This window comes from Dyadobacter psychrophilus, assembly GCF_900167945.1.
Lineage (GTDB): Bacteria > Bacteroidota > Bacteroidia > Cytophagales > Spirosomataceae > Dyadobacter > Dyadobacter psychrophilus.
Genome location: NZ_FUZA01000001.1, coordinates 210,703 through 231,006, shown reverse-complemented (window position 1 = coordinate 231,006; position 20,304 = coordinate 210,703). Strand labels below are relative to the sequence as shown.

The following is a 20,304-nucleotide window of genomic DNA, read 5'->3' as shown; positions in this document are numbered from 1 at the left end:
AAATGTTGGATTAAGGATAAACAAATGGGGAGAATGGAGCCTAGCCGCCTTGCGTGGCGGTGATTAGCATCACACGGTCATGCTGTTGCAATGCATGAAAAGCCCAGGACGATTTGGGGACAACAGACTGATTGACAGCGACTGCTATCCCTTTCGCCTGTTCAGGAAAAAGAGCAGATAATAATTGCTGGACCGAGAGAGGCTCAGGGAATTCGCGCAGTTGACCGTTGATGATAATTTCCATTCTGAATCATGTTTTCGAGAAAAACTTCAGGAATGGACCTTTTGGGGAAAGATACATTGAGATACAATAGCAGTATCTCTTACTTTTCCCTTCGGCAGTACTAACTGCATCAGGTTCAAAGGGTATTATCTCAGTCCGCATATCGGGACACCCCTAAAGTTTAAGCAAAGCTATTCTAAAAAATGTATTTTCAAAAATCAACCATACAAAAGAGCTGCAACTGACGGATTGGGAACTATTTTATTTTAAGAATTATCGGGTAACTTTAAGGTTGTATTTACCAATTATATCGAACTACGTTACTTGATGGATCTTATTATCAGAAGCGCTGCTCCAAAGGATTTGCCATCCCTTTTAGAAATTATTAATCACGCCATTCTTAACACCACTGCCATTTACGATTATGAGCCGCGTACGATGGATCAGCAAAAAGCCTGGTTTGAGCAGATGTTCAATGATGGGATGCCTGTGATAGTGGCAGAAAGACAGGGCGAGGTAATTGGTTATGGCTCTTATAATATCTTCCGCCCTAAAATCGGCTATAAATTCAGCGTCGAGCATTCCATTTACCTTGATGAAAAATCGCGGGGAATTGGCGTGGGGGGCAAGCTTTTAGGAAGCTTGATCCAGCGGGCAAGGGAATCAGGCCTGCACAGCATGATCGCCGGCATCGACGCCGCCAACCGGGGCAGCATCGAATTCCACAAGCGATATGGTTTCGTGGAAAAAGGTTATTTAAAGGAAGTAGGGTATAAGTTTGACCAGTGGCTTGATCTGGTTTTTATGCAGTTGTTGTTGGAAGAGGATTGAAGGTTGTCAGCCTGAGCGGAATCGAAGGCGCGTTACCAAGCCAGTAACGCGCCTTCGATTCCGCTCAGGCTGACAAAGAAATGTTCAACTCAGCAACATTTTTCAATGTGCCCTTCCCGTTTCGACGTACGTCTCTTCATCTCCCGTTGGTTTGCCTTGCCACCAGGACGCCAAAATAGAGCCGGTAATGTTCATTAGTGGCCCGAATATGGCTGGTGCAAGCCCGACGGTTGCCATTTTCCCCATTTCTTTTGCTATGCCTGATGCGAGACCGCCGTTTTGCATGCCTACTTCTATGGCGATAGTGCGGCAATCCCTTTCGCTCATTTTGAATAAGCGGCCCGACCAGTAGCCTAATGTGTAACCCGATAAATTATGGATCAGCACAAGCAGGAGCAATGTTGGCCCGATTGTGAGTAGGCTGTCGCGGCCGGCAGCGGTAATGATGACGATGATAAATGCGATTCCGGCCATGGACACGATCGGCATGGCGTCGTCCAGCCACTTCGCTTTGCCGCTAAAAAATTTGTTAAACAGCAGACCCGCGCCGATTGGAATAATGACCATTTTGATAATGTCCCACATCATGTGCAATGTGTCAATCTGAACAAAAGCTCCTGCTAATGCGCTCATGAGCAGAGGTGTAACAATCGGAGCAAGCATTGTGGAGATTGCTGTGATGGTGATGGACAATGCAAGATTTGCCTTCGCCAGATACGAAATTACATTTGATGCCATTCCATTTGGTGAACAGCCAATGAGGATAATCCCTGCCGCTATCTCTGGTGGGAAGCCGCTCAGGTTTGCCAATGTAAAACCAATGGTTGGCATAATAATAAAATGGCTTACGACGCCGATTAACACTCCTTTTGGCATTTTTACGACGCCCACAAAATCGCCGAAGCTCATGGATGTGCCCATTCCAAACATAATGATCTGGATAAGCGGGGTAATCAATGCGGCCAGTTTGAAACCATTAACAGTTTGGAAATGCTGCGGATAGTAAAGGGCTGTGGTGACGGCAGCAAAAATTACTGTTGTATAAGTGAAACCTTTGAGTTTCTCGAAACCCCTGAAACTAACGGCCAGTGCCAGAAAAAATGCGATAAAGAAGGGACCGGCTTGCGGCAGGTTTCCAGACAACGCCAGAAACAGCGCTACAAGAAGGCATAGCCCGGCGATACCGGCAAGTAGCTTGTAAACATTCATATAATTATGGTTATAATGCTATTTAAAAAAGAACGCAAAAGTGCCCTGGCACTTCAAAAGATGAGGTTACCAGGTTCTTTTCTTCATGTATTCGTCTAATTCGGCGCGCTTCATCGGGATTTCTTTCGGATTACCGTCAAGCCATTTCAGGAACGCTTCTTTGAGCTGGTCCGTCCATTGATTGTCGATCTGACCCGGCGTGAATTTGCCTTCACGGAGCATTTGAAGTGCAAATTTGTCCCTTAATGTGAGGAACTCGGCGGTGAGGATCACTTTTTCGGCCATATGCGCAGGAATGAAAATTACGCCTTCCTTTTTGGCCAAAACCACATCACCAGGAAGCACAATAGCGCGGCCGATGCGGATGGGTGTGTTGATGCCGGTCAGGAAAACATCTTTCAGGAAAGAGGGGTCAAAATCTCTCACAAAAGCATTGAAACCCTCAATTTTAGAAAGTCCTTCCAAATCACGTACAGAAGCGTCAAAAACAACGCCGTTGCCTGATTTTGCAAAAATAGAAGTCCCTAAATTGTCGCCGATCAGTGTCCCGCTCGCGATTTTTCCAAAACCGTCGGCAACGTAAACATCTCCCTTCGAAAGCTTGTCGATGGGCCATGAATTGGTGTTTCCCAACACTCCATTCTTGTTACCACGGTCTTTTACCAATTTCTCAACATCCGGGCGCGAAGGCATGAACTGGGCTGTCAAAGCTCGGCCAGTGATGACTATATCGTCTTTTAAAATCTTCCAATTTCCATCGAACTGACAGTTATAGCCTTCATTCTGCAGCACCACCCAGGCCTCTTCAATCGAGATATTTTTTGCACGGTTGATGAGCTCGTCCGGGACCTTCGGGCGACCGTCCGGGAAGCGTTCGCCTTTCCATTCGGAGGTTAGGAAGATCAATTCTTCTTTGGGCATCGTTTGCGCCTGAGCGGATTGCAGGCTGCCAAAATTGAGGGCTAAAAGGGCTGTTAAACCAAAAAATTGTACTCTCATAATTCAATATAAAATTTGCGGCAAGGATTTATAAGCCAAAGATGCATCGAATGGCTTAATCATTCAAACTATCTTTTGGTAAGCACAAGTGGCTGCGTTAGTCCGTTTAAATCGTAAACCACTTTCCCGGCACGGATAGTAACCTCAGCTTCAAGCTTTTGCTTGCCCTGGATTTTTGTCCCTGTATAATCCCAGAAACCGAATGTCCCTGTGTCGTTCAATTGAAATTTGCCGTCCAGCACCCTTAACACGGTCACGTCTGCACGCGAACCGACTGAAAGGTTACCAAGCTCCTCCCTGTGTATCGCCTGTGCAGGCGCCCAGGTGCTGGCTTTGATTACCGCCGGTAAATCCATGCCCATTGCAAGGAATTTCGACATAACATTCAGCATATCTTTCATAGCATTGTTCATACTGCCGGTGTGAATGTCGGTGCTGATAGTATTTGGATAAAAACCACTTTTAACCGCTGGAATGGCCTGTGAAAATGCAAAGCTGATCCCGCCATAACCCACGTCAAAAAGAATTCCTTTTTTTCGGGCTTCCATAACGAAAGGCTTGATCTTGCCCGTTTCCACATCTAAAATTGGTTCCCTGCTGCTCAGCTGCCCGAAGCAATGTGTGAAAATATCACCGGGACGCAAATGCTTCATGAACAATTCTTCAATGGGCAAAACAGGCTTGCTTCCGCCGAAATCGACCATTACCGGCACGTTCGCCAGCTTGCCGGCCTCAACAGCGCGGTCTGTTGGTGTCCAGTTGTAACCGTTATAATGCGCCAGTTTTATGCCGACAATGTAATCAGGATTTTCCTTTACCACTTTCGCAGTCGCAGCGGCGTCCATATCCTCTACATTCTGCTCGTAAGTGCCGCCTCTCATGCCTTCTCCTACAATGTTCAGGAATGCAAGCACGCGTGTTTTGGATATATCAATGGTTTGTTTTTTGAAATCCGGAAACGATTTCCATCCTGCGCAGCCAGCGTCCACAACCGTGGTAACGCCTGTGCGGAACGTAAAACCATCCGGTGGCAATGCATTGGGACCATTGCTGTAAGTCTGGTCCATTCTGGTGCCGTAGAAATTATGGGAATGGATGTCGATCAGCCCGGGCGTTACGAACAGGCCCTTGGCATTAACAACTTGCTTTCCTTCTTTGGCATCAATGTTTTTGGCAACGAGCATAACGGTGTCGCCTTTCAAGGCAACGTCCATGATCGCGTTCACATTATTTTTTGGGTCAATGACGTGTCCTCCTTTTATTACCACAGAATATTGCTGAGCTTTTACGGAGGTGAATGCGAAGAGAAGCGCAAAACAGGTTAAGCGTAATTTTTTGGTCATGATTTTAGGTTTTAGGAATATGGCACTCGATAATCAAAAGGAATTGAAGGGTTGTTTTTAATGCTGTTTGTGTGTTTAATGTTGAGGGTTTGGTATGAATAAATCAGACTCCCCGGTTTATGGCCGTGAAGTCTGATTGTGTTTGTTTTACATCACTTTATTTATCCCACCAAACCAGGCTCGAAAGTGTATTTACGCCGCCTTGTCTGTCTCTTGCTTCGTAAAAATTCACTTTGTTATACTGTTCTTCCGAATCCGGGATCACGAAGCGTGTTGGAATTTTTCCGCCGGTAAGGTTTCCGGGATAGTTGGTAGGGGTCAGCTTTGGATATCCGGTGCGTCTCCAGTTAGACCAGATTTCGTATTCATCTTCCAAAAATAGCGTTACCCACTTCTGCGTGCCGATCTGCTCCATTTTGTCAGCCAGCGTTCCGGCAGCTTTGAACGGATTTGCTTTCAGGTAAGCCGCAATTTTAGCATCGGAAATGACACCGCCTGCTCCGAACGCCGCCCATTGCTTCATGCCTGATATCACTGCACTTTCATATTCGGCAGCCGGTGTTGTAGCTGTATACCAGCCTCTTAGCCCAGCCTCAGCCAGAAGCAAGTGAACTTCTGCCGGCGTGAAGACCAATAATGGCGCATTGTATTTCAGGATCGTGTTTGGATTTGGTTCTGAATAAGAATCAAAGTCGGCAGGCAAGGAGTTGAATGCGGCGTTGGGCATTCCTTTTTGCAAAGCAGTGGCTGTGTCAGCGACGTAAGGTGCAGTTGCGGAAGCTTTTGTCCAAACAACGGAAATCACATTCAAACGTGGATCTTTTGTTGTTTTCAGATGGTCAACCAATGTTTTGGCCAGTTTTCCACCTTCCACATTATCGCCACCAGGAGAAACGTAATCTGTGGACATTAAGCCAGCGGCAATAAAGTTTCTGCTCGCCGTGATGGAACCGTCCACGTATGCGATTGTTGCAATGTCCGAATCGGAGGTGATGACACCGCCGGCGATGGCTTTCTTCACCCAGGTTTGTGCCGAAGCGGCGTCCACTTCGGTAAGGCGCATTCCCAGGCGCAACATTAATGAATAAGCAAACTTTTTCCACTTGGCAATGTCACCACCATAAATAAGGTCGGAAGTGCCAAATGTAGGCTGAGCTGCATCAAATGCATTGATTGACTCTTCCAGCTCTTTCAGCAGATCTGCGTAGATAGCCTGTTGCGTATCGTATTTGGGCGTGAAGTTTTGGCTCGAAAGCGCTTTTCCAGCGTCAAAATAGGGGATATCACCATACAAATCAGTCAGTCTGTGAAACAGATAGGCTTTCCAGATGCGGGATGCCGACAGCTTGTTAACGTCCGCCGGATTTTCCGAAACCGCTTCAATCACCTGTGTAATGTCAATCACAGCGCCCTGGCTCACCGGATCGCCTCCGTAAAGTTGCCAGCTTCCCTGGCTGTAACCGAAATTGAAATACTTATCACCTGCACCAGGTACTTCTTTGTAAGTGGCGAAATGCTGCATGGAACCACCGATTGTGAGATAGGCAGCACCTGTGAAATTGTTGCTAACCGTCACCAGCTGCGCACGCGTGAAGAGAAAACCCGGCACCACCTCGGTTGAGGCATTGGGATTTACATTCATTTCTTCAAAACCATTGTCGCAGGAGGCAATAAACAGGGCCGGAGCCAGATATAGGACTTTAAATAACTTTTTCATATTCACTAAAATCTTTTTTTAATGATTAAAACTTCACTGTGAGGTTCACACCCAAACTTCTCGTTCTTGGAACCCCGAAAGCTTCCAGACCCTGCGCATTGCCATTGGTGTAGCTCGATTCGGGATCGAAATAATTGTTGCGCTTGTCTTTGTAAAGCAGCAGCAGGTTACGGCCCACAAGTGACACGGATGCAGCCTGCAGTTTCAGGAATGAAAGCTTGCTAACATTCAAATTGTAGCTCAGGATCACCTGGCGCAACTTGATGAAGTCATTGTTGAAAGTGAAAATGCCCGTGTAGTTTTTGTCATTGTCGTAGTAAGTATCCACATCCTTTTTCTCCCATAATTTCGTAAAAGGAGCTCCCTCAGGCGTTACACCCGTTACAGTCACGCCTGTTTCGCGTCCCGGAAGTGTTTCTTTCGGCAAACCAAAACGATAGGCATACTGATACATGTTGGAGTAAACCACGCTACCGAATTTCCCATCGACGAGTATATTCAGCGAGAAGTTTTTGTATTTGAAATTATTGGTGATACCCATCGTCAACGGAGGGATACCATTTCCCAGTTTTTCAAGATTGCCTCTTACCGCGTAACCGCTGGCTGTGTTGTAAACGATGTTTCCGTTGTCATCAGTCTTTTTGTTATAACCCCAAACTTCACCGTAGGTGCCACCCACCACGTTGTTGATCAAACCACCGCCAACGCCGGTTCCGATGCTGAGACTGGGCAGGTTATCCGCCAGTTTCACAATCTTGCTTTGGTTGTATGCCATGTTGTAGCTGATATCCCAGGCAAAATCATTCTTACGAAACGGTGTTGCTGTAAGCAAAAGCTCTACGCCTTTGTTACTCAATTCCCCTACATTCAAAAGTGCCTGGGTGTATCCCGACGACGCGGCAATGTTGCTCTGTACAATGTCGTTGGTCGTCTTACGGTTGTAAAAAGTAAGGTCAAGACCAAAACGGTTGTTCAAAAACCGCGCCTCTAAACCCGCTTCATAAGTGGTTGAAGTAAGGGGACGCAGATCCGGGTTAGGAACGAGCGCAGAAGCAAGCTGCTGCACGGGACGACCATTGTGGCCGCCTTGCGCCATTTGGTAACTCTGGTAAATTCTGTAAGGATCAACATTCACAGCACCCACCTGAGCCCACGAAGCGCGCAGTTTTGCAAAGCTGATTGCAGATGGCATGTCAATGGCCTCAGAAAGGATCACTGTTCCACCGATTGCAGGATAAAAGATGCTGTTCTTGGATTTGTTCAAAACAGAAAACCAATCCTGTCTGCCGGACATCGTCAGGTAAGCCAATCCTTTGTAACCCAAATCCACAGATCCAAACACCGAATTGATACCGCTTTTGCGATAATTTGGTGTGGTAGTAGTAGTAGCGAGATTGGTAAAGCTGTAAAATCCCGGGATCGTGAATTCTGCGCCTCTGTAAGCCATTTCGTCGTAAATGCTGCGCTGCGTGTTACCGCCCAGCAATGCCGAAAAACTGAAATTTTCGAACTCCTTATTGTAGTTTAATGTCAACATTCCGTTCGTCTCAGACGAAGTCGTGCGGTTTGACTCGTACTTTCCAAGCGGTTCGTATGCATTGGCCGTTGGTACTACGAATTCGTATTTGAAATTGTAGTAATCCTGGCTCACGCTTCCTTTGATAAACAGGTTATCCAGAATGTCGTAGCGAATGTTGGCCTGGCCCAGGAAACGGTTTTTGCGGTCGTCGTTTTTGAATTTATTGATAACAAAATAAGGGTTTGGTGCGGCTGGAACCGGGTTCCATTCCACTTCCTTGCCTGTTGTCGGATCGAAGCCGGGAGAAAGGCTTCTGATATCTACTGTATTGGCAACCAAATGCGTTGCCCAGTGCAGGTTGTAATCCGCATAACCCACTTTCGGACGGTTATGGCCGTCTTCAATGTTGTATTGCACAACCGTTTCGATGCTCAGTTTTTTACCCAAAAAAGCATTCACGTTCAAGTTAGCAATCCTTCTGGTGAAGTCGGAATTAGGGACGATGCTGTTTGATTTTGTATTATTTAAGCCAAAACGAAAATTGATCTTATCATTACCGCCCGTGAAAGCGATGGAGTTGATATAGTTTGTTCCGGTTCTGTAAAAGTTTTTAAGATTATCTTTCTGAGGCGAATAGGGACGCATCTGGCCGTCAAACTGGATCACGTCCGTGCCGTCCATTCTTGCGCCATAAGACAAGCGGCCTGAGCTTTTTGCCTGCGTTTGGGTCATAGGTTTTACACCATCCACACCCTGTCCGTATTCATATTGCCAGTCGGGAATGATAGAAAGGTTTTCCGTCGTAAAGTTGCTGTTGAACTCCACACCAATGCCTTTTTGCGCACGGCCTTTTTTAGTGGTGATCAAAATAACACCATTACCCGCACGTGCACCGTATAACGCCGCAGCCGGGCCGCCTTTCAAAACGCTGATGGACTCAATGTCGTCCGGGTTGATACCACCGATCCCGTCACCGCGGTCAGTGTTGTTACCATTTCCGTCAGAAGCATTGCCACCGCCCGGAACGCTGTTGTCCATTGGCATACCATTGATCACATACAATGGCTGATTATTGCCGCTCAAAGATCCGTTACCGCGGATAATAATGCGGCTCGATCCGCCGGGACCTGTGGACATACCGGTTGCATTCACACCGGCAATTTTACCTGTCAGCGCATTGGCAACATTATTTTCACGGGCTTGTGTAAATTCAGAACCTTTCACTTCCGTCACCGCATAAGCAAGCGCTTTTTTCTCTTTTGAAATACCAAGGGCTGTTACAACGACTTCATTCAATGCTTTGGCTTCCGGTTCCAGTTTCACGGAAATCGTCGTCTGCGTTCCTACCGGCACCTCCTGGGAAGTGTAACCTACAAAACTGAAAATCAGGACGGCCGAGGCTACTTCTGCATCCGGAATTTCCATTGTATAATTTCCGCTTGCATCCGAAGAGGTTCCGCGTTGTGTGCCTTTTACCAAAACGCTCACTCCGGGAAGTCCTGCACCGGTTTCATCCGTTACGACGCCTGTAACATTGCGTTTAGGCGCGTCTTTTGATGAAGAGCCGGTTTCAGGTGCTCCTGTTTCGCGTTTTAAAATGATGCGGTCCTGCACCACTTCATAGGTTACTTTGTGCGGCGCGAGGATTTTTCCTAACACTTCCGATAACGCTTCCTCCTGAAATTTGAATGTATATTTTTGGCTATTGAAAATCTGCGGGTTATACATAAACTTAACCTTGGTCACACTCTCAATTCTTTCCAGTGCCTTATCGATTTCGGCATTGGCTAAACGCAACGTCACTTTTTGTTCTAAAACCCGCTGACCGCGTACGTCATTGGCGTGCACAAACGTGCTGACGGCGATAGAGAGTATGGCTTGATACAGCGTAATGCGCATGATTTTCTGTAAAGCATGGTGAAATTGTACTGTTTTTGACATAATTTTGATTTTTGTCGGGTTAAAATTCGGCATAAATGATTCCCACGGCCGCTGCGAGGCGAAGACCGTAAGAAGAAGCAAAAAGGGGATTAGCGGAGCCGGTGGTGTTGCAGCATCATCGGCTCAATTTTTAGGCAATGGATAATAGATTCTAGTCATAGGCATTCGGTGAATTTTACAGGGTTAATGAGGATCGTTAGTAGCAGCCGGTGCTGGTAATGATAATGCTGGCATCCAACTGCTCGTATTGTGCACCAATCGTTTTGCAGATCAGGTTTATTTTCTCAAACAGCGGCTCGTCCGATAAGGAGGCGGTCAGAAAACAATTTTTCATCACATCGGCATCGTGGATGATCTTGACACCGTAAGATTTCTCCAGCGTGGCAAAAACTTCGGTAATGGGCGTGCCTTTAAACTCAAATGACTGACTTTGTATCGGTAATTCCAGCAACTTCGGGTCCGGAACGAGGCTGCGTGTGAGACGTAACTCCTTGGGGGCGAAAACGATCTGCTGGTTTGGGGTTAGCACCATTCCTCCGAGCTTATCATCAGCCTGTTGCGTCGCAATCGCTTCTTTTGTCATTGGAAAAACAGAAACTCGTCCTGTTTTAACGACCACTTTCACTTCTTTATCACCTTCAAATGCGCTCACTTTGAAACTGGTTCCCAGCACTTTGGTTGCCAGCGTGTGTGCGTATACATAGAAGGGTTTGTCCGGGTTTTTGGCGACTTCAAAAAATGCTTCACCACTCAGGAACACTTCTCTTTTATTCCCTTCAAAATTCGTAGGGTAAGTAATGCGGCTTTTCGGCTGCAAGAGCACTGTACTTCCATCGGCCAGAACAATCAGACGCGCTTTATCGGTTACATTTTCTTCTTTTACCAACGGCTCCGTGATCTGGCTTAAAATCACCTTGTACTGATCCTGTTGCTGTTGAGATGGCGTTTGTTTGTTAAACCACCAGCCCGCAAACATAAGCAGCAAAATAGAAGCCGCCATATTGTACCAGTTTGGCCGGAAACGCCTCCAGATGCCTGATTTCTTCGCTTTATTTTCACCAATCGAATGAGATAGCCGGTAGATTTCATTGGCAATTTCATCCTCCGTAATTTGATCAAAAGCAGCTTCTGTATTAATGAGAAAATATCTTGCTTTTTCGACCAATTCGCGCTTGTCAGGATTAAGTTCCAGCCATTCAGCCCAGATAGTACCCTCCTCAGGATCATTATACAACGTCCAGCGTCGGAATGATGGATCAGCTGCGAGTTCCTCCGGAAGAAAATTGCGGTAATTGTGCATATCAGGCAAATAATAGTATGGCTAATTTATCTAAGGATGCACATTCATGCGGCCAATACTCTTTTTATAGAAATTATTTTTTGGAAGAAATCGCAGCGCCGGTTAACGAATGAGAGTGTGATTGTTAGCGCCGCCAAAATTCAAGCATTATGCCAGTCCCGGAGTGATATATTTAAGTAGCAAATGGAGTGAATTCCTGATCGGTCACATTGAAGAAATTCCACCGGTCATGACGCAAGGTGTTACCATTAACGAGGTCATAGAAACATCAATGATGCTCTAAATCTTTACACGGAATATTCCTTCGAAATAACAGTTAGCAATTAAACGTGCAGATCAACGCCAGCATGTGACTGAGAACCTGAATGTGGGATTTTAGGAACGAAATTGCTTTAAAGAGCAGATTAGCAACGGATTGGCGGTTGACTTGCATGAGGTCGGCAATCTGTTCGTTATCCATTCCTTCGAAATATTTGAGGAAAACGGCTTCTTTTTGGCGGCGTGGAAGTTCATTGATAGCAGACCGCACCTTAATCTGATTTTCAGAATAAATCTCACTTTGTTCAATCTCCGTTTCCACAGTTTGATAATCCGAGATCTGACCGATTTCGTCAATATCCAGCAGCGAATTGGCCGGATTGTTTCTGCGAAACTCCTGAAGCAGCTGATTGCGAAGCGCTTTCAGAAAATAAATGGAAACGTATTGAATGTTAATGGTCTGACGCTTTTCCCAGATATGGATCAGCAACTCCTGAATAGAGTCTTTGATAAACTCCCTGTCCGACGTGAAATTAGTAGCGTAATTGAAGAGTGTCCGATACTGCTTGTCTGCGAGTTGACAAAATGCAAGACTGTCCCCGGCCTGGGATTGTTGCCAGAGATTCAGAAGATAGACGTTCTCCTCAGCGATGCGTTCTCGTTTGTTCAAATCTTATTGGGGTCAGATAACAAAGTAACTGTTAAATCAGTAAAATTTAAAATATAAGAACGACTTTATTTTTTATTTTAAAATTAGATTCGGCTTAATTGCATTATATCAAAATATAAGTTTGCTTTTTGGTTGTTTGTTTGCTGTACGGCTGCTGGCAACCGTACAGCAAACAAACAACCAAAACCGCTATATATAAGCAATACAATCGATTTCAACCAACGAATCGCCCGGAACGCCGCCGTACACGGCAACTGTTGTCCGGCATGGGGGTTTTGAGCCGAAACGGCCTTTGTAGGCTTCGTTCATGGCTTTGTAGTCGTTCAGGTCGTGAAGGAAAACGCTGCATTTCAACACTTTTTCCATTGAAGAACCGGCTTTGATAAGCTCTTTTTCCAGCTCGTCCAGCACGTGCTTGGTGTGGGCTGTGATGTCACCTTCAAAGTGCGCGCCTTTTCCGGCGATGAACACCATATTATTGAACTTGGTATGACCTGAAAACAAGGGTACATCCTGATACATAACGACATCACCGACTTCCTTTTCGGGCGCCGCCGCGGGCGTTTCTGCGATTGCTTTGGAAGCGACTCCAATTCCAGCTACTCCGGCAACAGAAGCGAATAATTTTTTAAGAATGGATCTTCTTTCGGACATGATTGTATAATTAAGGTTATTAAACGGATATAATTACGATCTTTTTTTCTTGTTTCTCTTCGCCATTTTCTCGTTGGCAGGTAATGTCACTTTCCAAATGCTTCCTCCGGATTTGTTACCTCCCTGCTTGCCACCATACTCAATGATGTACAAATTGTTTCCAACCAGCAACGCGTCCGTAGGCGACGTGAAGCCATCGATAATGCGCGTTGTTTTTACTTTATAATTGTCAGTCGCTTTGTCATAGGCCATTTCCAGGTGCAGCAGGTCTCTTCCCTGCTTTCTTAGCGGACTCGGATTGGCGACGCCATTTCTTGGTCCGCCGGTGTAACGGATTACGAAACCATCCCCGGTAAGGTCTTTGCCCAGCTCATTTTTATTATCGAAAAACAAACCCAGTGGGGAAGAATGCGCATTGAATGTGCTTACCCCAACGCCGGTAGAATCTCCGTCAACAATCAAGCCCGTTTTCCGGTCGCGGTATTCGTTGGCGTCTGGTCCCATATTTTGTACGCCCGGACTGAATTTGACTCCCGCCGGCCTTTTCGGGAAATCGGGATCATGGTGAAAATACTTCATGAGCCATGCAAAAGCAAATTTGCTGAGGAATGGGTCCGTATCAGGATTGGGTTGGTAATCCGGGAATTGTTGCGGGTTATCAATGCCGCCCATTACCCATGGAAAACCGTAATGATGGCCTTGTCTTACCCAAAACATATCCTCAGAATGGTCGTAATCGCCTGAATTGGAGACTGCGAACAGATTTCCTTTCGGGTCGAATGCCATGTCATATGCGTTTCGAATGCCTTCGGCATAGAGATAACCATCTGCTTTCAATTTCTGTGTGTCAGTAGAAAGCAGGAGCTCTTTGGCGTCAATCGGAAAGCGGAAAATATTGGCGGTCAATGCATTATCGCGGGCATTTGGATATTCGCCACCATTGTCCTGCACCTCGCCGTGATCCGTTCTGGCGCCGGTGTTCACGAAAATATATTTTCCATCCGGACTGATCTCCAGTGCATTCCAGCCGTGGTCGAATGTTGTTTTGTTCGCGCCATATTCCACCGTATTGAAAACGACCGTCATTTCCGGCTTGGCATCGCTATTTTTCAGCTCATAGCGCACCATTCGGCCTTTATTTCCTTTGTTGTTATTGACATTAATGTTCCCGGCAAGGAATAATGTGTTTCCTTTGAATGCAGCGCCTTGCAAACGCGTAATGCCGTGATCCTCAGCGCTGAGAATTTTCTTGCTTTCAGGCTGATTATTTGTGGTTACTATCTTAAAAACATCCCCAAAAAAGGTTGTGTAATAGATGTCACCCGTCACAGGATTCTGAATAATACGGACCGCTTCCGGCTCGATCTTCATGTAATGCTCAATGGTAATGTCTTCCCGGAGCGATTTGGGGGTGTTCGTCACCGTTTCTTTGGGTTGCGCCCAGGCATTGAAGGCAACCGCTGCAACAAGCAGGGCGGTGAATTTTGGTTTGATAAAGCGGCTAATAGTCAACATGTTATAGTTAAAGTTCAGGATTTATTCAGTTTTGCCTAAATGCCGGATGTATGCCACGAGCTGCCATCTTTGTTCGTCGGTAAACACATCTTTAAAAGGGGGCATATTACCACGGCCTGTTGCGATTTTCCAGAAAATGGAGCCGTCGCTCTGGGCTTTAACCAATGTGTCGTGAAAGTTGGCCGGTTTTTGTCCCAGAGCACCACCGGCTGCACCGTCACCATAACCTGCGTCACCGTGGCAGGTTGCGCAGTAAAGCGTGAAAAGTTCTTCACCCTGTGCCAGTGTAAGCGGTTCTTCGTGATAAGGACTTTTGAGTGTGTCGGCCCATGCGGGTGCTTTCCAGGGATCCTGGGCAACGTGCGGATTAGAGTTTGTGGAGGAAAATCCTGCCAATATAATTCCAGTAAAAAGTATAAAACTTGCGGCTAAAATCTTATTTTTGAACATTAAATTATCAGAGAAACGTGGTTTATATTTTTTGCCTTTCTCCCTCCAACCCCTTAAAGGAACACTCAATTGCCGGAGAGTAATATCCGCTTAAACGAGGTTGGAAGGAGAAAAACGTTATTTCAAGCTATCCAGGGAAGATCTTGTTTTAGTCACTTCATCGACTGTAACCGCACTGGCACTGTTTCCGAAATTGCTCCTGATATGCGTCAGAACTTCTGCAATCTCATCATCCTTTAAAAAGCTGTGCTGCGGCATGACATTGTTGTAAGACTGCCCTTTTACTTCCAGCGGCCCTTCCAGCCCTTTCAGCAATACTTTTATAAGGCGTTCTTTATCGCCTGTTACCCATTCGGCGCCTCCAAGCGGTGGAAATCGCTGCGAATCGCCCATTCCGTTTCGCTGGTGACAAGCCGAGCAATACACGCTGTACACCTTTCCACCGGCAACAGGCTTATCTTTATCGAGATTATCGTTAATAATATCGGGCGTACGGATGTTTGACATGGATTTTCTCTTTTCCATTTTTACCAAAGCGGTTTTAGCAAATTTCTGCTTATTGCCTTTGTAAACGACTTTCCAGATTTTCCCTTTCTCCGTTTCGGCAATGTAAAGTGCGCCGTCCGGCCCCATAGCAAGTCCCATCGGACGATAAACGGCGTCGCTGACGTTTACAATCGGATCCACGCCCGCAAAACCGTCGGCAAAAACTTCATAATCGCCGGAAGGCTGGCCTGCCTTAAAAGGAACAAAGCCAATAAAATAACTCGATTGCGGATAAGGCGCGCGGTTTGTGGAACCGTGAAATGCTATGAATGATCCGTTTTTGTAACGCTCAGGAAAATGGTTTCCCTGATAAAAAAGAATGTCATTAGGCGCCCAATGGCCCGGAAATCCAATCAACGGTTTTTCATATTCACCGCAGCGCCCAACCTCATTTCCATCGCCGCCGTATTCGGGGTTGAGGACTTTTTTGCCTTGCATTTGGTCCCAATAGCAATATGGCCAGCCTGCGTGCGTGCCTTCTTTTATCCGCAAAAATTCCTCGGAAGGAAGCATTGCGCTTTGCCAGGGAGAAAAAAGCTGTGGGAACAAGCGCAGCAGATCGTCGCGGCCGTGTTGCAATGCATACAAGTTGTTATCCGCAAAGTTCCAGTCCAACGCCACTACGCTGCGCAATCCGGTTGCAAATTTTACGCCGTCTTTTTGTAGCTGGCCTTTTTTATTGGCATCAAAACGCCATATGCCGCCATGATCTTCGAGAATAGGGCAGGGGTCCATTCCACTGGATGACGGGATGCGGTTATCACCCTGGCAAGCATTGGAATTGGCACCAAAAGGCACATACATGAATCCTTTATCGTCAAAAGTCACGGGTTTCGCAATGTGCTCGTGCATGCCGTGCGCATGGTCGTCGGTCAGGATCACTTCTTCCTCACTCGTCGGAACGAGTTCGCCCGGATTTAATTTGTAACGATAAACAATCAGTTCAGAACTGAAATAAAGATATCCTTTGTAAATCCGCATGGCGGTTCCGTATGCTCTTTCCTTCGCCTGTCCGCCAAAACGCTTGATAATGTCCGCACGTCCATCGCCATTTGTATCACGCAATGCAATTACCGACTCACCTTTGTCCGCAAACCGGGCTTTTACATATATATCACCATTATCATTGACCGCAATGTGGCGCGCCCTGCCGGGCAGGCTGTCCACTACAACGGTCGCTTCAAAGCCGTCGGGCAAGAATAATCCCCCGTTTTTCGTATTAACAGGCACGTCCTGCTCATCGCCGCGCTGGGTAAAGCCCAATGCGAAGAGCAGCAGAAAGGAAGCTGAAAGTTTGAAAGAATGATAGCGCATTGTTTATGTAAAGAGGAGTTTAGGATTGCGGTCTGTTATTTCAAATAAATGGGTTTGGCAATGCCGTTAAGGTCATAGACGATTTTACCGCCCATGATCGTCATTTCACATTCCAGCTTTTCCTTGCCCTCCATTTTAAAACCGGTTTTGTCATAAAAGCCAAAATTGCCTTTGCGCATGGAAAAAACCGCAACATCGGCTATGGCGTTTTCAGAAATGTGTCCCAGGTTTTCTCTATGAATAACTTGTGCCGGAGCCCAGGTGCTGGTTTTGATGATCGTTGGGAGATCCATCCCCATTACATAAAACTTGGACATAATGCTCAGCATGTCCTTCATGGAGCCGTTCATGCTGCCTGTGTGTAAGTCGGTGCTGATTGTATTGGGATAAAAACCCTGCTTAATGGCTGGAATAGCCTGCGAGTAGTTGAAGCTTGCGCCGCCGTAGCCCACGTCGAAAATAATGCCGCGCTTACGGGCTTCAAGTACAAATGGACGCACCTTCTGTGCTTTTTCATCTACGATTGTCTCTCTTACATTGCCTTCCAGCAAGGTGTATGCGTGTGTAAAAATGTCTCCCGGACGAAGGTGTTTCAGAAACAGGTCTTCCAATGGCAACGGCGGTGTGCTTCCGCCAAAATCCACCATGACCGGCATATTAGCCAGCTTCCCGGCTTTAACAGCATTATCAACAGGTTTCCAGTCTTTGCCCATAAAATGCGCCACCTTGAAGCCGACCACATCATTCTTATTTTTAAGTGCGACTCCCGCAGCAAGTTCCGGGTTCATGTCACTCGTGTCCTGTTCCCAATTTCCGCCGCGCATGCCTTCACCCACAATGTTCAAAAAGGAAAGCACCCGCGTTCTGGAATTGAAAATCACATTCTTTTTGAATTCGGAGAAAGAATCCCAGCCCGCGCCGCCAGCATCCACGATCGTGGTCACGCCTACGCGGAAAGTGAAACCATCGGGTGGTAACGCAACCAAACCATTACTTAAATAATGGTTTGGTTCGGTTCCAAAAAACACATGTCCGTGAATATCAATGAGTCCGGGCGTGACATACATGCCTGTGGCATCAACGACCTGTCTGGCTTCCTTCGGATCGATATCCTTGGCAACCTTCCTGATCTTTCCTTCAAATATCCCCACGTCCATGATCTGGTTGAGGCTATTTTTTGGGTCAATGACCGTTCCGCCTTTGATCAATATGCTGTAAGTCTGCGCGTTAACGGCGAAGCTTACACTGCATATCAGCATAAGGATAAGCAGGGAGCTGTGTTTCATTTTTTATAGGGCTTAGGAATAGGTATTCTGGTAATGCAAAATCTTAAACAACCGCTTTCGACAATTCTTCTTTGAGGCGGGTTGCTACTATTTTCTCTTCACCGGGTTTCAGGCACCAGGTTGTGATGGTCAATGTATTGTTTTCGCCAGGCATGATCTCGATGGACGGATCGCCTTTGCGAAGGTTTTCCTGCAACAGTTTTACCGGCAGACTTACTTTTGCAGCATCCCAGGAGATTCTGAGGGTGGGCGTGTGGTTACCGAGTTCAGGTGCAAATGTTTCCACATTCACTCCGGCAACACTTTTTGCAGCATTACCAATGGTCGCAGCGCGGTCTTCCCACATTTTCCACTCTTTCTTGTGGTCCATTTTGACAAATTTTTCCAGCGCCACATACATGCCCAGGATCTCTTCCTTGTTCACTTTCATGCCGCGTCCTATTGTCGATCCGCGTGGAGGCATGCTTAGTCTGGCAGCATCTATCAGGTGTTTTTTACCCATCAGGATCCCTGCACTTTGGGGGCCGCGCATTGCTTTTCCGCCCGAAACGCATACCAGGTCAAAGCCCATATCATTGAATCGCCAGAGATTTTCAACCGGCGGAACGTCCGCAGCCATGTCTATCATGGTTGCGATGCCGTGTTTCTTGGCAATCTCCACCCATTGTTCGTGCTTGATCTGGCCTTTGTCGGATTGGATATGCAGGAACCAAAGCAATGCTGTTTTCTCATTAATGGCCTTTTCCAGTTCCTCAACTGTCTCCACCTGAATGATTGTGCAACCTGTGTTGGTCAATGCATGAGAATAGCCAATGTTATGGCCTTTCTGGATGATCACTTCGGATTTCATGCCGGTTCCTTCCAGGTGCGGCAATGCTTCTACTTTTTTGGGATCCATTCCGGTTAATACACCGGCCAGTCCTAATGTTAATGCGGAGAAACAGCCAGCAGTCACCACTGCGGATTCGGCGTGTGTTAATGCGGCTATCTTTTCCCCAACCTTGGTCTGAACCTCGTCCAGCATCATGAAATTTTGGGCTGCACCCTGGATTGTTTCAACAACTTCATCCTGCATCAGCGATCCAGTCATAGCCGTGTAGGTACCCGCGGCATTAATGAATGTTCTTATGCCCAGCTCCTTAGCCAGATTTCTTGCAGGGAGCTTGGCGGCGAAAGTTGCAGCTTCTGCACTGCCTTGTCCCAAAAATCCGCCTAACAACGGCACAGCGGACAGGTGCTTGATTAAATCTCTACGGTTTATCATGATATTGGAAAGGACTTGAAAAAGGTGATAAGGGCGTTAAAATCTATATTGACAGGATCAACATTTTAATGATGCAGGAAATGCATGCTGATACTCTTTTTTGTAAGATTATTTTTTTTGATAAATCAAATCCAGAAAATAAACTTTGGTGATTATGAATTTTAACGCCTTATTATTCTGATCAAATGTCTAGTCAATAAAAAATTGCTTCACACACACAGGCGTAGGCACGCTGATTTCCTTGCTGGTGTAAGTGAGCTGCCCGTTCTGCGGATTTCTTTTGAAAAACACAACATTGTCATTGTCACGGTTGGTCACGATGGCGAAATCTCCTTTCTGGTCTATCAGAAAATTGCGGGGATGTTTTCCGTGGGTCTCTGCGTGTCCGGCAACCGTCAACTTGCCTGTCTGCGCGTCGACAGCATAAATGGCCAGACTTTCGTGGCCGCGGTTGGAAGCGTATAGAAATTTGCCGTCGGGCGAGAAGTGAATATCTGCCGCGGAATTTTTACCTGTAAAATCAGCCGGCAGCATGGTAACACGCTCCATTGGAACCAGCGCGCCGGAATTTTTAACGATTTTGAAAGAATTAACAACAGAACCCAGCTCACCGGCGGAATAAGCAAAATTTCCGTTAGGGTGAATAGCGAAGTGGCGGGGGCCGTCACCTGCTTTTACTTCAACGTATGGCACAGCGCCCGGCGTAAGCTTTCCGGTTTTGGGGTCAACTAAGTAAATCATTATTTTATCAATTCCCAGGTCGGAAGCATAAATGTATTTGCCGTCTGCTGAGGGGATTACCGAATGCATATGCGGTTTTTGCGACGCTGCGCCTTTATCCTGAATGCTATCTGCCGCCGCGCCGATGGTCCCGTCTCCATTGAGCAGATAAACGCCCAACTGTCCGCTTCCATAATTGGATACATACAGAAACCGGCCTTTTGGATCCACGCTTACATGGCAAGGGCCTTTTCCGAGCGATGATTTCGAATTCAATGTCGTTAGTTTCCCGGTGGCGTCGATGGCATAGGAAGACACGGTGCTGTTGCCTTCGTTGGCGGAATACATGAATTTTTTGTTGGGGTGGAATTCCAGAAAGGAAGGGCTGTTTTTATTTACCAAAACCTGTAATTCTTTGTAGGAGAGGTTACTCCTGTCAAACTCGTATACATAAATGCCTTCGCCCTTCTGGGTGTAAGTGCCTACGTAAAGGATCTCTTTTCCGGATTTTTGTGCAAATGTCATGATCGCGGAGATTAAGCAAA

General features: G+C 46.5%; 16 protein-coding genes and 1 riboswitch. Of the genes, 1 reads left to right on the top strand and 15 read right to left on the bottom strand.

Translation table 11 applies throughout. From position 1 onward, the window contains the following. Positions 1-40: 40 nt before the first annotated feature. The gene (gene thiS / locus B5X68_RS01100; protein ID WP_082212835.1) at positions 41-244 is read right to left on the bottom strand and encodes a sulfur carrier protein ThiS; all 204 of its coding nucleotides are present in this window, start codon (positions 242-244) and stop codon (positions 41-43) included. Positions 245-313: 69 nt separating this feature from the next. Continuing rightward, a riboswitch (TPP riboswitch) is annotated at positions 314-409 on the bottom strand. A 141-nt stretch (positions 410-550) separates the two neighbouring features. Between thiS and B5X68_RS01095 the strand changes: the two genes are divergently transcribed. Continuing rightward, positions 551-1,054: a GNAT family N-acetyltransferase gene (locus B5X68_RS01095; protein WP_082212834.1), complete on the top strand. Its 504-nt coding sequence runs from the start codon at positions 551-553 to the stop codon at positions 1,052-1,054. A gap of 102 nt (positions 1,055-1,156) precedes the next feature. Here B5X68_RS01095 and B5X68_RS01090 read toward each other — a convergent pair whose 3' ends face one another. The 14 genes from B5X68_RS01090 to B5X68_RS01025 all read right to left on the bottom strand — a co-directional run bounded on the left by B5X68_RS01090 (position 1,157) and on the right by B5X68_RS01025 (position 20,284). Next, a complete protein-coding gene (locus tag B5X68_RS01090; RefSeq protein ID WP_082212833.1) occupies positions 1,157-2,263 on the bottom strand; it encodes a bile acid:sodium symporter family protein in 1,107 nt (368 codons plus the stop codon). 66 nt (positions 2,264-2,329) lie between these two features. Then, entirely contained in the window at positions 2,330-3,262 is a 933-nt protein-coding gene (locus B5X68_RS01085) for an RraA family protein (protein ID WP_082212832.1), read from the bottom strand. A gap of 68 nt (positions 3,263-3,330) precedes the next feature. Beyond that, complete coding sequence (locus B5X68_RS01080; RefSeq protein ID WP_082212831.1) at positions 3,331-4,605, bottom strand: amidohydrolase/deacetylase family metallohydrolase; 1,275 nt, start codon at positions 4,603-4,605, stop codon at positions 3,331-3,333. Between the two features lie 157 nt (positions 4,606-4,762). Beyond that, entirely contained in the window at positions 4,763-6,322 is a 1,560-nt protein-coding gene (locus B5X68_RS01075; protein ID WP_082212830.1) for a SusD/RagB family nutrient-binding outer membrane lipoprotein, read from the bottom strand. A 25-nt stretch (positions 6,323-6,347) separates the two neighbouring features. Further along, positions 6,348-9,782, bottom strand: coding sequence for a SusC/RagA family TonB-linked outer membrane protein (locus B5X68_RS01070; RefSeq protein ID WP_229208243.1), 3,435 nt, complete (start codon positions 9,780-9,782; stop codon positions 6,348-6,350). Positions 9,783-9,978: 196 nt separating this feature from the next. Next, positions 9,979-11,082, bottom strand: coding sequence for a FecR family protein (locus B5X68_RS01065; protein ID WP_082212828.1), 1,104 nt, complete (start codon positions 11,080-11,082; stop codon positions 9,979-9,981). A 316-nt stretch (positions 11,083-11,398) separates the two neighbouring features. Beyond that, entirely contained in the window at positions 11,399-12,010 is a 612-nt protein-coding gene (locus tag B5X68_RS01060) for an RNA polymerase sigma factor (RefSeq protein ID WP_082212827.1), read from the bottom strand. 189 nt (positions 12,011-12,199) lie between these two features. Continuing rightward, entirely contained in the window at positions 12,200-12,667 is a 468-nt protein-coding gene (locus B5X68_RS01055) for a RidA family protein (protein ID WP_082212826.1), read from the bottom strand. A gap of 30 nt (positions 12,668-12,697) precedes the next feature. Beyond that, complete coding sequence (locus B5X68_RS01050) at positions 12,698-14,179, bottom strand: PQQ-dependent sugar dehydrogenase (RefSeq protein WP_082212825.1); 1,482 nt, start codon at positions 14,177-14,179, stop codon at positions 12,698-12,700. Between the two features lie 21 nt (positions 14,180-14,200). After that, the gene (locus B5X68_RS01045) at positions 14,201-14,575 is read right to left on the bottom strand and encodes a c-type cytochrome (protein ID WP_229208242.1); all 375 of its coding nucleotides are present in this window, start codon (positions 14,573-14,575) and stop codon (positions 14,201-14,203) included. A 171-nt stretch (positions 14,576-14,746) separates the two neighbouring features. Further along, on the bottom strand, positions 14,747-16,489 hold the full coding sequence (locus tag B5X68_RS01040) for a PQQ-dependent sugar dehydrogenase (RefSeq protein WP_082212823.1): 1,743 nt from the start codon (positions 16,487-16,489) through the stop codon (positions 14,747-14,749). Between the two features lie 35 nt (positions 16,490-16,524). Beyond that, entirely contained in the window at positions 16,525-17,775 is a 1,251-nt protein-coding gene (locus tag B5X68_RS01035) for an amidohydrolase/deacetylase family metallohydrolase (protein ID WP_082212822.1), read from the bottom strand. 43 nt (positions 17,776-17,818) lie between these two features. Further along, positions 17,819-19,039: an aminotransferase class V-fold PLP-dependent enzyme gene (locus B5X68_RS01030; protein WP_082212821.1), complete on the bottom strand. Its 1,221-nt coding sequence runs from the start codon at positions 19,037-19,039 to the stop codon at positions 17,819-17,821. A gap of 189 nt (positions 19,040-19,228) precedes the next feature. Further along, on the bottom strand, positions 19,229-20,284 hold the full coding sequence (locus B5X68_RS01025) for a lactonase family protein (RefSeq protein WP_082213926.1): 1,056 nt from the start codon (positions 20,282-20,284) through the stop codon (positions 19,229-19,231). Between the last annotated feature and the right edge of the window lie 20 nt (positions 20,285-20,304).

Coding starts and splice junctions, on each gene's coding strand:
- B5X68_RS01050 (WP_082212825.1), bottom strand. CDS start 14,179: ATGTTGACTATTAGCCGCTTTATCAAACCAAAATTCACCGCCCTGCTT.
- B5X68_RS01035 (WP_082212822.1), bottom strand. CDS start 17,775: ATGAAACACAGCTCCCTGCTTATCCTTATGCTGATATGCAGTGTAAGC.
- B5X68_RS01085 (WP_082212832.1), bottom strand. CDS start 3,262: ATGAGAGTACAATTTTTTGGTTTAACAGCCCTTTTAGCCCTCAATTTT.
- B5X68_RS01090 (WP_082212833.1), bottom strand. CDS start 2,263: ATGAATGTTTACAAGCTACTTGCCGGTATCGCCGGGCTATGCCTTCTT.
- B5X68_RS01030 (WP_082212821.1), bottom strand. CDS start 19,039: ATGATAAACCGTAGAGATTTAATCAAGCACCTGTCCGCTGTGCCGTTG.
- B5X68_RS01040 (WP_082212823.1), bottom strand. CDS start 16,489: ATGCGCTATCATTCTTTCAAACTTTCAGCTTCCTTTCTGCTGCTCTTC.
- B5X68_RS01025 (WP_082213926.1), bottom strand. CDS start 20,284: ATGACATTTGCACAAAAATCCGGAAAAGAGATCCTTTACGTAGGCACT.
- thiS (WP_082212835.1), bottom strand. CDS start 244: ATGGAAATTATCATCAACGGTCAACTGCGCGAATTCCCTGAGCCTCTC.
- B5X68_RS01075 (WP_082212830.1), bottom strand. CDS start 6,322: ATGAAAAAGTTATTTAAAGTCCTATATCTGGCTCCGGCCCTGTTTATT.
- B5X68_RS01065 (WP_082212828.1), bottom strand. CDS start 11,082: ATGCACAATTACCGCAATTTTCTTCCGGAGGAACTCGCAGCTGATCCA.
- B5X68_RS01070 (WP_229208243.1), bottom strand. CDS start 9,782: ATGTCAAAAACAGTACAATTTCACCATGCTTTACAGAAAATCATGCGC.
- B5X68_RS01095 (WP_082212834.1), top strand. CDS start 551: ATGGATCTTATTATCAGAAGCGCTGCTCCAAAGGATTTGCCATCCCTT.
- B5X68_RS01080 (WP_082212831.1), bottom strand. CDS start 4,605: ATGACCAAAAAATTACGCTTAACCTGTTTTGCGCTTCTCTTCGCATTC.